This is a genomic window from Lysobacter sp. GCM10012299 (genome assembly GCF_042649405.1).
Classification (GTDB): domain Bacteria; phylum Pseudomonadota; class Gammaproteobacteria; order Xanthomonadales; family Xanthomonadaceae; genus Lysobacter_J.
This window is the reverse complement of sequence record NZ_JBHRZC010000004.1, coordinates 153,018-166,508: the sequence shown is the minus strand read 5'-3', so window position 1 is coordinate 166,508 and position 13,491 is coordinate 153,018. Positions and strand designations below refer to the sequence as shown.

Annotated in this window: 13 protein-coding genes; all 13 read left to right on the top strand. The window is 65.5% G+C overall.

The features are described 5' to 3' along the window. Positions 1-83: 83 nt before the first annotated feature. The 13 genes from ACFOPO_RS11925 to ACFOPO_RS11865 are packed head-to-tail and all read left to right on the top strand — an operon-like array spanning position 84 to position 13,482. Positions 84-440, top strand: coding sequence for an NADH-quinone oxidoreductase subunit A (locus ACFOPO_RS11925; RefSeq protein ID WP_386703447.1), 357 nt, complete (start codon positions 84-86; stop codon positions 438-440). Then, positions 431-1,003: a NuoB/complex I 20 kDa subunit family protein gene (locus ACFOPO_RS11920; protein WP_386703446.1), complete on the top strand. Its 573-nt coding sequence runs from the start codon at positions 431-433 to the stop codon at positions 1,001-1,003. The genes ACFOPO_RS11925 and ACFOPO_RS11920 overlap by 10 nt, the downstream gene beginning before the upstream one ends. A 1-nt stretch (position 1,004) precedes the next feature. Continuing rightward, positions 1,005-1,733 (top strand): NADH-quinone oxidoreductase subunit C, encoded by a 729-nt coding sequence (locus ACFOPO_RS11915; RefSeq protein ID WP_386703445.1) that lies wholly within the window; start codon positions 1,005-1,007, stop codon positions 1,731-1,733. Further along, complete coding sequence (locus ACFOPO_RS11910; protein ID WP_386703444.1) at positions 1,730-3,025, top strand: NADH-quinone oxidoreductase subunit D; 1,296 nt, start codon at positions 1,730-1,732, stop codon at positions 3,023-3,025. The genes ACFOPO_RS11915 and ACFOPO_RS11910 overlap by 4 nt, the downstream gene beginning before the upstream one ends. 28 nt (positions 3,026-3,053) lie before the next feature. Beyond that, positions 3,054-3,581 carry an NADH-quinone oxidoreductase subunit NuoE gene (gene nuoE, locus ACFOPO_RS11905; protein ID WP_386703443.1) on the top strand — a complete coding sequence of 176 codons (528 nt, stop codon included), beginning with the start codon at positions 3,054-3,056 and terminating at the stop codon, positions 3,579-3,581. Positions 3,582-3,596: 15 nt separating this feature from the next. Further along, on the top strand, positions 3,597-4,964 hold the full coding sequence (gene nuoF, locus ACFOPO_RS11900; RefSeq protein ID WP_386703442.1) for an NADH-quinone oxidoreductase subunit NuoF: 1,368 nt from the start codon (positions 3,597-3,599) through the stop codon (positions 4,962-4,964). Continuing rightward, the gene (gene nuoG, locus ACFOPO_RS11895) at positions 4,961-7,204 is read left to right on the top strand and encodes an NADH-quinone oxidoreductase subunit NuoG (RefSeq protein WP_386703441.1); all 2,244 of its coding nucleotides are present in this window, start codon (positions 4,961-4,963) and stop codon (positions 7,202-7,204) included. The genes nuoF and nuoG overlap by 4 nt, the downstream gene beginning before the upstream one ends. Further along, positions 7,201-8,271, top strand: coding sequence for an NADH-quinone oxidoreductase subunit NuoH (gene nuoH / locus ACFOPO_RS11890; protein WP_386703862.1), 1,071 nt, complete (start codon positions 7,201-7,203; stop codon positions 8,269-8,271). Before nuoG ends, nuoH begins: the two co-directional genes overlap by 4 nt. 9 nt (positions 8,272-8,280) lie before the next feature. Beyond that, positions 8,281-8,769 (top strand): NADH-quinone oxidoreductase subunit NuoI, encoded by a 489-nt coding sequence (nuoI, locus tag ACFOPO_RS11885; protein ID WP_200604913.1) that lies wholly within the window; start codon positions 8,281-8,283, stop codon positions 8,767-8,769. A gap of 10 nt (positions 8,770-8,779) precedes the next feature. Then, positions 8,780-9,415: an NADH-quinone oxidoreductase subunit J gene (locus ACFOPO_RS11880; protein ID WP_386703440.1), complete on the top strand. Its 636-nt coding sequence runs from the start codon at positions 8,780-8,782 to the stop codon at positions 9,413-9,415. After that, the gene (gene nuoK, locus ACFOPO_RS11875) at positions 9,412-9,738 is read left to right on the top strand and encodes an NADH-quinone oxidoreductase subunit NuoK (RefSeq protein ID WP_200604915.1); all 327 of its coding nucleotides are present in this window, start codon (positions 9,412-9,414) and stop codon (positions 9,736-9,738) included. Before ACFOPO_RS11880 ends, nuoK begins: the two co-directional genes overlap by 4 nt. Positions 9,739-9,772: 34 nt before the next feature. Then, positions 9,773-11,935 (top strand): NADH-quinone oxidoreductase subunit L, encoded by a 2,163-nt coding sequence (nuoL, locus tag ACFOPO_RS11870; RefSeq protein ID WP_386703439.1) that lies wholly within the window; start codon positions 9,773-9,775, stop codon positions 11,933-11,935. Between the two features lie 50 nt (positions 11,936-11,985). Next, positions 11,986-13,482 carry an NADH-quinone oxidoreductase subunit M gene (locus tag ACFOPO_RS11865; RefSeq protein WP_386703861.1) on the top strand — a complete coding sequence of 499 codons (1,497 nt, stop codon included), beginning with the start codon at positions 11,986-11,988 and terminating at the stop codon, positions 13,480-13,482. The last annotated feature ends 9 nt before the right edge of the window (positions 13,483-13,491 follow it).

Genomic DNA, 13,491 nt, shown 5'->3' with positions numbered 1-13,491 from the left:
TCCCGCGCGGGGATGACCAGGCGGCAACACGCCGAGCCAAGGTCGCATAGGCGGCCGAGCTAAACGAAGCGAGAGAACAACTAGTGCTGGCCGAATACCTGCCGACCCTGCTGTTCCTGATCGTCGCCGGAGGTATCGGCGTCGCCCTGCTGGTGGTGGGCCAACTGCTCGGCCCCCAGCGCCCGACCCTCGAAAAACTCTCGCCGTACGAGTGCGGATTCGAGGCGTTCGAAAGTGCGCGCATGCAGTTCGACGTGCGCTACTACCTGATCGCGATCCAGTTCATCATCTTTGACCTGGAAATCATCTTCATCGTGCCCTGGGCCACCGTGTTCCGCGAACTCGGTGTGATCGGGCTGGTCGAGATGGGCATCTTCGCCGGCATGCTCTTGCTCGGCTTCGTCTACGTCTGGAAGAAGGGAGCACTCGAATGGGAGTGATCCAGAATGTTTCCGAGCTGATGCACAACCCGCTGCCCGAAGGGCGGCTGGACGACATCCTGCGCCCGGAAGGTGACAACCCGCTGCTGCAGAACGGCTTCGTCACCACCTCGTTCGATGCGCTGTGGAACTGGGCGCGCACCGGCTCGATGTGGCCGATGACCTTCGGCCTGGCCTGCTGCGCGGTCGAGATGATGCACGCCGGCGCCGCGCGCCTGGACCTGGACCGCTACGGCGTGGTGTTCCGCCCGTCGCCGCGCCAGTCCGACGTGATGATCGTGGCCGGCACCCTGGTCAACAAGATGGCTCCCGCGCTGCGCAAGGTCTACGACCAGATGCCCGGCCCGAAGTGGGTGATCTCGATGGGCAGCTGCGCCAACGGCGGCGGCTACTACCACTACTCGTACTCGGTCGTGCGCGGCTGCGATCGCATCGTGCCGGTCGACGTCTACGTGCCGGGCTGCCCGCCGACCGCCGAAGCGCTGGTCTACGGCATCCTGCAGCTGCAGAAGAAGATCCGCCGTGGCACCAACTTCGGCGAAAACATCCAGGGCGTGCGCTGAGATGGTCGAGACCGTGCAAGCGTTTGTAGATCGCCTGGCTGCCCGTTTTGACGGTGCGCTGGTGGTTGTTGCGGAACCGCGTGGCGAAGTCACCATCGACGTCGCCGCCGCGCAATGGCTCTCCACCGCGCTCGCGCTGCGCGACGAGTTCGGCTTCGAACAGCTCGTCGACGTCAGTGGCGTCGATTACCTCAGCTACGGCAGCGACGAGTGGGACACCGACGTGTCCTCCGAGGGTTTCTCGCGTGGCGTGGAAGGCAAGAGCGCCGGCCGCTTCGCCTGGGGCGAGCAGGTCAACGGTGCCGCCGCTTCGCCGGAGCGCCGCTTCGCCGCGGTCGCGCACCTGCTGTCGTACCAGCACAACCGTCGCGTGCGCCTGCGCACCTTCGCCGAGAACGACGACCTGCCGGTCGTTGACTCGCTGACCTCGGTGTGGCCGGGCAGCAACTGGTTCGAGCGCGAGGCGTTCGACCTGTTCGGCATCATCTTCGAAGGCCATCCGGACCTGCGCCGCATCCTCACCGACTACGGTTTCGTCGGCCATCCGTTCCGCAAGGACTTCCCGCTGATCGGCAACGTCGAAGTCCGCTACGACGCCGACAAGAAGCGCGTGGTCTACGAGCCCGTTTCGATCGAGCCGCGAGTGGGCGTGCCGCGCGTGATCCGCGATGACGCGCGCTACCAGACCGCTGCCGGCGAAGCCGCGCAGGGCGCGGAGGTGAAGAAGTGAGCGCCATTGTGTCCAGCACGAATACCTCCGGTCTCAACAACGCCGAGATCCGCAACTACACGCTGAACTTCGGCCCGCAGCATCCGGCCGCGCACGGCGTGCTTCGCCTGATCCTGGAAATGGACGGCGAAGTGATCCAGCGCGCCGACCCGCACGTCGGCCTGCTGCATCGCGGCACCGAGAAGCTGGCCGAGTCCAAGCCGTTCAACCAGTCGATCGGCTACATGGACCGCCTCGACTACGTGTCGATGATGTGCAACGAGCACGCCTACGTGCGCGCGATCGAGACCCTGATGGGAATCGAGGCGCCCGAGCGTGCCCAGTACATCCGCACGATGTTCGACGAGATCACCCGCATCCTGAACCACCTGATGTGGATCGGATCCAACGCGCTCGACCTGGGCGCGATGGCGGTGTTCCTGTACGCGTTCCGCGAGCGCGAAGAGCTGATGGACTGCTACGAGGCAGTCTCCGGCGCGCGCATGCATGCGACCTACTACCGTCCGGGCGGCGTCTACCGCGACCTGCCGGACCGCATGCCCAAGTACAAGGAATCGCCGTGGCGCAAGGGCGGCAAGCTCAAGCGCTTCAACGAATGGCGTGAAGGTTCGCTGCTGGATTACCTGGAAGCGTTCACCAAGGATTTCCCGGCGCGCGTCGACGAGTACGAGACGCTGCTCACCGACAACCGCATCTGGAAGCAGCGCACCGTCGGCATCGGCGTGGTCTCGCCCGAGCAGGCCCTGGCCTGGGGCATGACCGGCGCGATGATCCGCGGCTCGGGCGTCGCCTGGGACCTGCGCAAGAAGCAGCCGTACGCGAAGTACGACGCGGTGGATTTCGACATCCCCGTCGGCACCAACGGCGACTGCTACGACCGTTACCTGGTGCGCGTGGCCGAGATGCGCCAGTCCAACCGCATCATCCAGCAGTGCGTGAAGTGGCTGAAGGCCAACCCCGGCCCGGTGATCGTCGACAACTTCAAGGTCGCGCCTCCCTCCCGCGAGGAGATGAAGGACGACATGGAAGCGCTGATCCACCACTTCAAGCTGTTCTCCGAAGGCTACTGCGTGCCGGCCGGCGAGACCTACTGCGCGGTCGAAGCGCCCAAGGGCGAGTTCGGCTGCTACCTGGTGTCGGACGGCGCCAACAAGCCGTTCCGCGTGAAGCTGCGTGCGCCGGGTTTCGCGCACCTGTCTTCGATGGACGAAATCGTGAAGGGCCACATGCTGGCCGACGTCGTGGCGATGATCGGTACCTACGATCTCGTGTTCGGCGAGGTCGACCGCTGATCGCGGCGGCCGTTGAGGATCTGAACAGATGAAGGCAACCGGAAACTTCGAGGCCACCCAGCACGTCGACCCGATGGTCGCGTTGTCGGACAAGACCCGTGCCCATATCGACCACTGGCTGGCCAAGTTCCCGCCGGACCGCAAGCGTTCGGCCGTGCTGCAGGGCCTGCATGCGGCGCAGGAACAGAACAACGGCTGGCTCAGCGACGAGCTGATCGCCGCCGTGGCCAAGTACCTCGACCTGCCGCCGGTGTGGGCCTACGAGGTCGCCAGCTTCTATTCGATGTTCGAGACCGAGAAGGTCGGCCACAACAACGTCGCCTTCTGCACCAACATCAGCTGCTGGCTCAACGGCGCCGAGGACCTCGTCCGCCACGCCGAGAAGAAGCTGGGCTGCAAGCTGGGCGAGTCGACCGCCGACGGCCGCATCTTCCTCAAGCGCGAGGAAGAGTGCCTGGCCGCGTGCTGCGGCGCGCCGGTGGTGGTCATCAACGGGCATTACCACGAGAAGCTGGACACCGCTCAGGTGGACGAGCTGCTCGACGGTCTGAAGTGAGGCTTAGGACGACCCATGGCGCACTCGCACCACGATTACTCGCAGGGCTACGGTCCGGTCGGCCCGGTTCCGCAGGAGCACAACGTCGTCTACACGACGCTGCACTACGACACCCCGTGGTCGTATGAGAACTACCTCAAGACCGGTGGCTACGCCGCGTTGCGCAAGATCCTGACCGAGAAGATGGATCCGGCCGCGGTGATCGACATGGTCAAGGCCTCCGGCCTGCGCGGCCGTGGCGGCGCCGGCTTCCCGACCGGCCTGAAGTGGAGCTTCATGCCCAAGGGCAGCGGCACCCAGAAGTACATCCTGTGCAACTCGGACGAGTCCGAGCCGGGCACGGCGAAGGATCGCGACATCCTGCGCTACAACCCGCATTCGGTGGTCGAGGGCATGGCGATCGCCTGCTACGCGACCGGCTCGACGGTGGCCTACAACTACCTGCGTGGCGAGTTCCATCACGAGCCGTTCGAGCATTTCGAGCAGGCACTGAAGGAAGCCTACGAGAACGGCTGGCTGGGCAAGAACGTGCTCGGCAGCGGCGTCGACATCGACATCTACGGCGCCCTCGGCGCAGGTGCGTACATCTGCGGCGAAGAAACCGCGCTGATGGAATCGCTGGAAGGCAAGAAGGGCCAGCCGCGCTACAAGCCGCCGTTCCCGGCCAACTTCGGCCTGTTCGGCAAGCCGACGACGATCAACAACACCGAGACCTACGCCTCGGTGCCGGCGATCATCCGCAACGGCGCGGAGTGGTTCCTCAACCTGGGCAAGCCGAACAACGGCGGGCCGAAGGTGTTCTCGGTGTCGGGCCACGTCGCCCGCCCGGGCAATTACGAAATCCGCCTGGGCACGTCGTTCGCCGACCTGCTGCAGATGGCCGGCGGCATGCGTGCCGGCCGCCAGCTCAAGGCGGTGATCCCGGGTGGTTCCTCGATGCCGGTGCTGCCGGGCGAGACCATGATGGGCCTGACGATGGATTACGACTCGATCCAGAAGGCCGGTTCCGGCCTGGGTTCGGGCGCGGTGATCGTGATGGACGAGACCACCTGCATGGTCCGCGCCTGCCAGCGCATCGCCCGTTTCTACTTCAAGGAAAGCTGCGGCCAGTGCACGCCGTGCCGCGAAGGCACCGGCTGGATGTACCGCATGCTGACCCGCATCGTCGAGAAGCAGGCCACGCTGGACGACCTGCAGATGCTGCGCGCCGCTGCCGGCCAGATCGAAGGCCACACCATCTGCGCCTTCGGCGAAGCCGCGGCGTGGCCGGTGCAGGGCTTCCTGCGCCACTACTGGAACGAGTTCGAGTACGCGATCGTGAACAAGCGTTTCCTGGTCGATGACCAGCTCGCAGGCACCGTGGTCGAGAAGGTGGCCGCATGAGCGCGCAGCCCGTGAACCCGAACGTACCGCCGGACCACGTCTCCATCGAGATCGATGGCGTCGCGATGGTCGCGCCCAAGGGCTCGATGATCATCCACGCCGCCGACAAGGCCGGCATCCCGATCCCGCGCTTCTGCTACCACGACAAGCTGGCCGTCGCGGCGAACTGCCGCATGTGCCTGGTCGAAGTGGAGAAGATGCCCAAGCCTGCGCCGGCCTGCGCCACGCCGGTGATGGAAGGCATGAAGGTCGTCACGCGCAGCGAGAAGGCACTCAAGTCGCAGCGCAACGTGATGGAGTTCCTGCTGATCAACCATCCGCTTGATTGCCCGATCTGCGATCAGGGCGGCGAGTGCGAGTTGCAGGACCTGTCACTGGGCTACGGCCGTTCGGTCAGCCGCTTCTCCGAGCGCAAGCGCGTGGTGCCCGACGAGGACATCGGTCCGCTGGTCGCCACCGAGATGACCCGCTGCATCCAGTGCACGCGCTGCGTGCGCTTCACCGCGGAAATCGCCGGCACCTACGAGCTGGGCGGCATGTACCGCGGCGAGAACCTGCAGATCGGCACCTACGACGGCAAGCCGCTGACCACCGAACTGTCGGGCAACGTGATCGACGTCTGCCCGGTCGGCGCGCTGACCAACAAGGTGTTCCAGTTCAAGGCGCGTCCGTGGGAACTGACCGCGCGTGAATCGCTCGGCTACCACGACGCGCTGGGCAGCAACCTGTTCCTGCACGTGCGTCGCGGCGAAGTGCTGCGCACCGTGCCGCGCGACAACGAAGCGGTGAACGAGTGCTGGCTGTCGGACCGCGACCGCTATTCGCACCAGGGCCTGTACGCGCAGGACCGTGCGACCTCGCCGATGGTCAAGGACAACGGCGGCACTCCTGATGAAAGCTGGCGCGAAGCCTCGTGGGAAGAAGCGCTGGCCAAGGCCGCGAAGATCCTGCGTGACAACGGTGCCGACAGCCTCGGCATCCTCGCCCATCCGTCGACCTCGAACGAAGAGGGCGTGTTGCTGGCCCGCCTGGCCGAAGCGCTGGGCACCGGCAACATCGACCACCGCATCGGCCAGCACGACCTGAGCGATGCCGCCATCGCCACGCCGTTCGCCACGCCGGTCAATGACATCGACCATGCCGACCTGATCGTCATCGTCGGTTCCAACCTGCGCCACGAGTTGCCGCTGGTGCACCAGCGCGTGCGCAAGGCCTGGAACCGCGGCGCCAAGGTGCACGTGGTCAACCCGGTCGATTTCGACTTCACCTTCGACATCGCCGGCAAGCACATCGTGGCGCCGTCGCAGATCGCCGCGGCACTGTCCGACACCGCGCTCAACGACGTTGCCAAGAGCGCCACGCGCGCCGTGGTGATCGTCGGCGCACTGGCCGAGAACGGTGCCCACGCTGCCGCGATCCGCAAGGCCGCCGTCGCCTTCGCCGCCAGCACCGGCGCCGCGCTCAACCGCATTCCGCAGGGCGCCAACGCCGTCGGCCTGTCCGACTACGGCGTGCTGCCGATCGCCCGCGATGCGCAGGCAATGCTGGCCGACCCGCGCACCGCCTACATCCTGTACGGCATCGAGCCGGGCCTGGATTTCGCCGACACCGCGACCGCGCTGAAGGCACTCAATCCGGCCCAGGTCGTGGCGTTCAGCACCTTCGCGTGCCGTTCGACCCGCGCCGTCGCCGACGTGATCCTGCCGATTGGTCTGTTGCCGGAAATCGACGCCACCCTGACCAACCTCGACGGTCGCCAGCAGGTGGCCGTTGCCGGTGGCAAGCTGCCCGGCCAGGCCCGTCCGGGCTGGCGCGTGCTGCGCGCCCTCGGCGGCGAGCTCGAGGCCAAGGGCTTCGGCTTCACCGACCTGGTCGGCCTGCGTGCGGGCATGAAGATGCGCGACACCCAGGTCGTTGCCGGCAAGGCGCCGTCGACCGCCGGCGAAGGCCTCGAAGTCGCCGCCAGCATCGGCATCTACCGCAGCGATGCGGTGGTGCGTCGCGCCCCGGCGCTGCAGTCGCATCCGCTCAACGTCGAGCCCAAGGCCGTGCTCAATCCGCATGACGCGTCCGCCCTCGGCCTGGCCGACGGCGTGGTCGCGAAGTTCAACACCGCCGCAGGTACGGCCACGCTGCCGGTCGCCGTCAGCGACAAGGTCGCGCGCGGCACGGTGTGGGTCGAGAGCGGCCACGGCGCGACCGCGCCGATGTCCGGTCGCGTGCAGGCGGGGAGGGCATAAGCATGCTTTCGACACATGTGATCGATCCGTTCCGCGACTGGATGCTGTCGTTCGGCAACATCGGCGCGCTGCTGTGGATCGTGCTGAAGATCCTGCTGATCGCCATGCCGGTGATCATCACGGTCGCGTTCTACGTGGTCTGGGAGCGCAAGCTCATCGGCTGGATGCACGTCCGCCACGGGCCCATGTACGTCGGCCGCGGCATCCTCCAGGCCTTCGCCGACGTCTTCAAGTTGCTGTTCAAGGAAGTGATCCAGCCGACCAAGGCCGAGCCGTTCCTGTTCAAGTTCGCGCCGCTGATCGCGCTGGCCCCGGCCTTCGCGGCGTGGGCGGTGGTGCCGTTCGACTACCAGGTGGTGCTGTCGAACGCCAACGCCGGCCTGCTGTACCTGCTGGCGATGACCTCGCTGGGCGTGTACGGCATCATCCTCGCCGGCTGGGCGTCGAACTCGAAGTACGCCTTCCTCGGTGCCATGCGCGCCGCGGCGCAGGTGGTCTCGTACGAAATCGCCATGGGCTTTGCGATGGTCGGCGTGATGGTCGGCGCCGGCAGCCTCAACCTCACCGACATCGTGATGGCGCAGTCCGGCAACGCCGGCGCGCTGGAATGGTTCTGGCTGCCGATGCTGCCGCTGTTCGTCATCTACTTCATCTCGGGCGTGGCTGAAACCAACCGCGCGCCGTTCGACGTGGTGGAAGGTGAGTCGGAGATCGTGGCTGGCCACATGGTCGAATACTCGGGCTCGGCGTTCGCGCTGTTCTTCCTGGCCGAGTACGCGAACATGATCCTGATCAGCTTCCTGGTCTCGATCTTCTTCGTCGGCGGCTGGCTGAGCCCGCTGCAGGGCCTGGGCATTCCGTTCCTGTCGGTAAACGGCTGGTGGTGGCTGCTGGCCAAGGTGTTCTTCTTCGCCAGCTGCTTCATCTGGTTCCGTGCGTCGTTCCCGCGCTACCGCTACGACCAGATCATGCGCCTGGGCTGGAAGGTCTTCATCCCGCTCACCATCGCCTGGATCTGCGTGGTCGCGTTGATGGCGTACTTCAAAATCTTCGAGCCGGGCGTGTAAGGGACAGGCATGAATCGCATCGTTTCCTATTTCAAGAGCCTGCTGCTGATCGAGCTTGCGCAGGGACTTGCCCTCACCGGCAAGTACCTGTTCAAGCCGAAGTACACGCTGATGTACCCGATGGAGAAGACGCCGCAGTCGCCGCGCTTCCGTGGCGTGCACGCGCTGCGCCGTTACCCCAACGGCGAAGAGCGCTGCATTGCCTGCAAGCTGTGCGAGGCGGTGTGCCCGGCGCTGGCGATCACCATCGACTCGGAGAAGCGCGAGGACGGCACCCGCCGCACCACGCGTTACGACATCGACCTGTTCAAGTGCATCTTCTGCGGGTTCTGCGAGGAGTCCTGCCCGGTCGACTCGATCGTGGAGACGCACATCCACGAATACCACTTCGACAAGCGCGGACAGAACATCGTCACCAAGCCGCAGTTGTTGGCCATCGGCGACCGTCTCGAAGCCGAGATCGCCGAGCGCCGCGCTGCCGACGCTCCTTTCCGCTGAGGCCTGAAGCATGGATCTCGCCCAGTTCTCCTTCTTCGTATTCGCCGCCGTGGCCACCGCTGCGGCGGTCGGCGTCATCAGCGTGCGCAACCCTGTGCATGCGGTACTGCTGCTGGTGCTGACCTTCTTCTCGGTCGCCTGCACCTGGATCATCGCCGGCGCCGAGTTCCTCGGCGTGGCCCTGATCCTGGTCTACGTCGGCGCGGTGATGGTGCTGCTGCTGTTCGTGGTGATGATGCTCGACATCGACGTCGCCCCGCTGCGCGAGGGCTACGTGCGCTACCTGCCGGTCGGCCTGGTGGTCGCGGTGGTGATGCTGGTCGAGATGCTGACCCTGATCGGGGTCAAGGCCAAGGTCGCCACGGCGTTCACCGCCGACGCCACGACCGGCGGCAACACCGCCTGGCTGGCGCGCGCCTTGTTCACGCAGTTCCTGCTGCCGTTCGAACTGGCCGCGGTGATCCTGACCGTGGCGGTGATCGCGGCAGTCACGCTGACCCTGCGCCGCCGCCCGGGTGCCAAGCACCAGAGCCCGTCGGCCCAGGCCCGCGTCCGTGCCGGCGACCGCCTGCGCATGGTCAAGATGGATGCCACGCGACCGGCGCCTGCCTCGATCGAAGCATCCGCAGAGGAGAGCAAGCCGTGAGCGAATTCTTCGGCGCCGGCCTCGCGCTCGGCCATTATCTCGCCCTGGGCGCGGTGCTGTTCTGCATCAGCGTTGCCGGCATCTTCCTCAACCGCAAGAACGTGATCATGTTGCTGATGTCGCTGGAGCTGCTGCTGCTGGCGGTGAACATCAACTTCGTCGCCTTCTCGCGCGAGCTTTCCGATCCGGCCGGCCAGGTGTTCGTGTTCTTCATCCTGACCGTGGCCGCGGCCGAGGCCGCCATCGGCCTGGCCATCCTGGTCACGCTGTTCCGCAACCGGCGCACGATCAACGTCGCCGAAATCGATTCGATGAAGGGCTGACGCGGTGAGCAACGTTATCGTGGAGCACGCAATCGTGGCTCAGACACTCTCCAAGACGGTCCTGCTGGCGATCGTCCTCGCGCCGTTGCTGGGCGCGATCATCGCCGGCCTGTTCCGTCGCCAGGTCGGTCGTGCCGGCGCCCACTGGGTGACGATCATCGGCGTGGCCGTCAGCTGCCTGCTGTCCATGCAGGTGCTGTGGCAGCTGGCCGGGCAGGGCGCCGCACCGTTCAACGAGAACGTCTACACCTGGTTCCAGGTCGGCGGCTTCGAGGCGCATGTCGGCTTCATGGTCGACAAGCTGACCGCGATGATGATGGTGGTGGTCACCTTCGTCTCGCTGCTGGTGCACATCTACACCATCGGCTACATGGCCGAGGACGACGGCTACCAGCGCTTCTTCAGCTACATCTCGCTGTTCACCTTCTCGATGTTGATGCTCGTGATGAGCAACAACTTCCTGCAGCTGTTCTTCGGCTGGGAAGCGGTGGGCCTGGTCTCGTACCTGCTGATCGGCTTCTGGTTCAAGCGCCCGACCGCGGTGTTCGCCAACCTCAAGGCGTTCCTGGTCAACCGCGTCGGCGACTTCGGCTTCCTGCTCGGCATCGCCGGTGTGCTGGTGATGTTCGGCACGCTCGACTATTCGGAAGTGTTCGCCAATGCGCCGCGCTTCGTCGGCGCGCAGATGCAGCACTTTTGGCCCGCCCTCACCGAGAGCGGCTGGACCGCCGGCATGGCCGGCTGGTCGATGTTCACGCTGATCTGCGTGTGCCTGTTCATCGGTGCCATGGGCAAGTCGGCGCAGGTGCCGCTGCACGTGTGGCTTCCGGACTCGATGGAAGGCCCGACCCCGATCTCCGCGCTGATCCATGCCGCGACGATGGTCACCGCCGGCATCTTCATGGTCGCGCGCATGTCGCCGCTGTTCGAGCATTCGCAGACGGCGCTGAACTTCGTGCTGTTCATCGGCGCCACCACCGCCTTCTGGACCGGCCTGATCGGCATCGTCCAGAACGACATCAAGCGCGTGGTCGCGTACTCGACCTTGTCGCAGCTCGGCTACATGACCGTCGCCCTGGGCGTGTCGGCGTACAGCGCCGGTGTCTACCACCTGATGACCCACGCCTTCTTCAAGGCGCTGCTGTTCCTCGGTGCCGGCTCGGTGATCATCGGCATGCACCATGAGCAGGACATGCGTCGCATGGGTGGCCTGAAGAAGTACATGCCGATCACCTACTGGACGATGCTGATCGGCACGCTGGCCCTGGTCGGCACGCCGTTCTTCAGCGGCTTCTACTCGAAGGACACCATCATCGAGGCCGCCGCGCACAACGCCCACGAAGCGCACAACTGGATCGCCACCTACGCCTACTGGGCGGTGTTGCTGGGTGCGTTCGTGACCGCGTTCTACAGCTTCCGCCTGCTGTACCTCACCTTCCACGGCAAGGAACGCTTCCACGATCCGGTGCCCGACCATTACGTCGCGCCGGAAGCGGATTCGTCCGAGCACGAGGCCGCGCTGACGGAAGAGCATGGCCACGGCGCCCACGCGCACGATGACCACGGCCACGGTCACGACGACCACGCCCACACCCCGCACGAGTCGCCGTGGGTGGTGACGGTGCCGCTGATCCTGCTGGCGATCCCGTCGATCCTGATCGGCTTCTTCAGCGTCGGCCCAATGCTGTTCGGCACCGACGTGATGGGCCACGCCAAGCAGCTGCCGTTCTTCCTCGGCGCGATCGACGTGCCCGAAGCGCACGACGTCATCGGCAAGCTGGCCGAAGAGTTCCACGGTCCGGTCAAGTTCGCGCTGCACGGCTTCATGGCGCCGGCGTTCTGGCTTGCTTTCGCAGGCTTCGCCCTGGCCACGGTGATGTACTGGTGGAAGCCGGAACTGCCGGCCAAGGCGCGCAAGCTGTTTGCATGGCCGGTGCGCGTGCTCGAGAACAAGTACGGCATGGACAACCTGTGGATCGACGGCTTCGCCGGTGGCGGCCTCGGCCTGGGCAAGGCATCGCGCGCGGTCGACACCTACGTCATTGACGGTGCCGCCGTGAACGGCAGCGCCCGCGTCGTCGACCTGGTTGCACGCCTGACCCGCCGGATGCAGTCCGGTTACCTCTACCACTACGCCTTCGCGATGATCATCGGCCTGATTGCACTCCTGGCCCTGCTCATCCGTTACTGGCGCTAACCCGACAAGGACCCGACGTGAGCTCCGAGCCCTTGCAGAGCACCTCTTTCCTGCTCAGCCTGCTGATCTGGCTGCCGATCCTTGGCGGCTTCGCCACCCTCGCGTTCGGCAACGAGCGCGCCAGTGCCGCACGCTGGTTCGCCACCGCCGTGGCGTTGTTCACGATGGCCGTGAACATCCCCATGTTCACCGCGTTCGACATGACCACGCCGGCCATGCAGTTCGTCGAGAACAAGGCCTGGATCCCGGCCTACGACATCCGCTACCACCTCGGCGTGGACGGCATCTCGGCCGCGCTGATCGGCTTGACCACGCTGACCACGCTGCTGGCGATGGTCGGCGCCTGGACTTCGATCGACAAGCGCGTCAGCCAGTACTACGCCGCCTTCCTGATCCTGGAAGGCCTGATGATCGGCGTGTTCTCGGCGCTGGACTCGATGCTGTTCTATGTCTTCTTCGAAGGCATGCTGATCCCGATGTTCATCATCATCGGTGTCTGGGGCGGCCCGCGTCGCGTCTACGCCTCGATCAAGTTCTTCCTGTACACGTTCCTCGGCTCGCTGTTCATGCTGCTGGGCCTGATCTACCTGTACCTCAAGGGCGGTAGCTGGCAGCTGGCGGACATGTACGCGCTGTCCCTTACTGCAACCGAGCAGATGTGGCTGTTCTTCGGCTTCCTGATCGCCTTCGCGGTGAAGGTGCCGATGTTCCCGGTCCACACCTGGTTGCCGGATGCGCACGTCGAGGCGCCGACCGCCGGTTCGGTGATCCTGGCGGCGATCATGCTGAAGATCGGCGGCTACGGTTTCGTCCGTTTCGTCCTGCCGATCGTTCCCGACGCCGGCGCCGAATGGGCCTGGCTGGTGATCGCGCTGAGCCTGATCGCGGTGGTCTACGTCGGCCTGGTCGCGCTGGCGCAGGACGACATGAAGAAGCTGATCGCCTATTCGTCGGTCTCGCACATGGGCTTCGTCACCCTCGGCATCTTCATTGCCTTCGCCCTGGTCCGCGAAGCGGGCAACACCGAAGGCGCACGCCTGGGCCTGCAGGGCGCCATGGTGCAGATGATCAGCCACGGCTTCGTCTCGGGCGCGATGTTCAGCTGCGTCGGCGTGCTTTACGACCGCATGCACACCCGAATGATCAAGGACTACGGCGGCGTCGCAAACGTGATGCCGTGGTTCGCCGCCTTCATCGTGCTGTTCGCCATGGCCAACTCGGGCCTGCCGGGCACGTCGGGTTTCGTCGGTGAGTTCATGGTGATCCTGGCGTCGTTCCAGCAGCATCCGCTGATCGGTTTCGTCGCGGCCACCACGCTCATCATTGGTGCGGCCTACACGCTGTGGCTGGTCAAGCGCACCATCTGGGGCGAGGTCGGCAATGCCCACGTCGCAGAACTCGAGGACATCAATGCACGCGAAGCCTTCGTGCTGGGCGTGTTCGCTGCCGGCGTGCTGGTGCTCGGCCTGTGGCCGAAGCCGCTGACGGACCTGATGGAACCCGCGATTGCGAATCTGGCGACGCAGATCGCCTCGTCGAAGCTTTGAGGTTGTAGC

Coding starts and splice junctions, on each gene's coding strand:
- ACFOPO_RS11915 (WP_386703445.1), top strand. CDS start 1,005: ATGGTCGAGACCGTGCAAGCGTTTGTAGATCGCCTGGCTGCCCGTTTT.
- nuoE (WP_386703443.1), top strand. CDS start 3,054: ATGAAGGCAACCGGAAACTTCGAGGCCACCCAGCACGTCGACCCGATG.
- ACFOPO_RS11880 (WP_386703440.1), top strand. CDS start 8,780: ATGGATCTCGCCCAGTTCTCCTTCTTCGTATTCGCCGCCGTGGCCACC.
- nuoG (WP_386703441.1), top strand. CDS start 4,961: ATGAGCGCGCAGCCCGTGAACCCGAACGTACCGCCGGACCACGTCTCC.
- ACFOPO_RS11920 (WP_386703446.1), top strand. CDS start 431: ATGGGAGTGATCCAGAATGTTTCCGAGCTGATGCACAACCCGCTGCCC.
- nuoI (WP_200604913.1), top strand. CDS start 8,281: ATGAATCGCATCGTTTCCTATTTCAAGAGCCTGCTGCTGATCGAGCTT.
- nuoF (WP_386703442.1), top strand. CDS start 3,597: ATGGCGCACTCGCACCACGATTACTCGCAGGGCTACGGTCCGGTCGGC.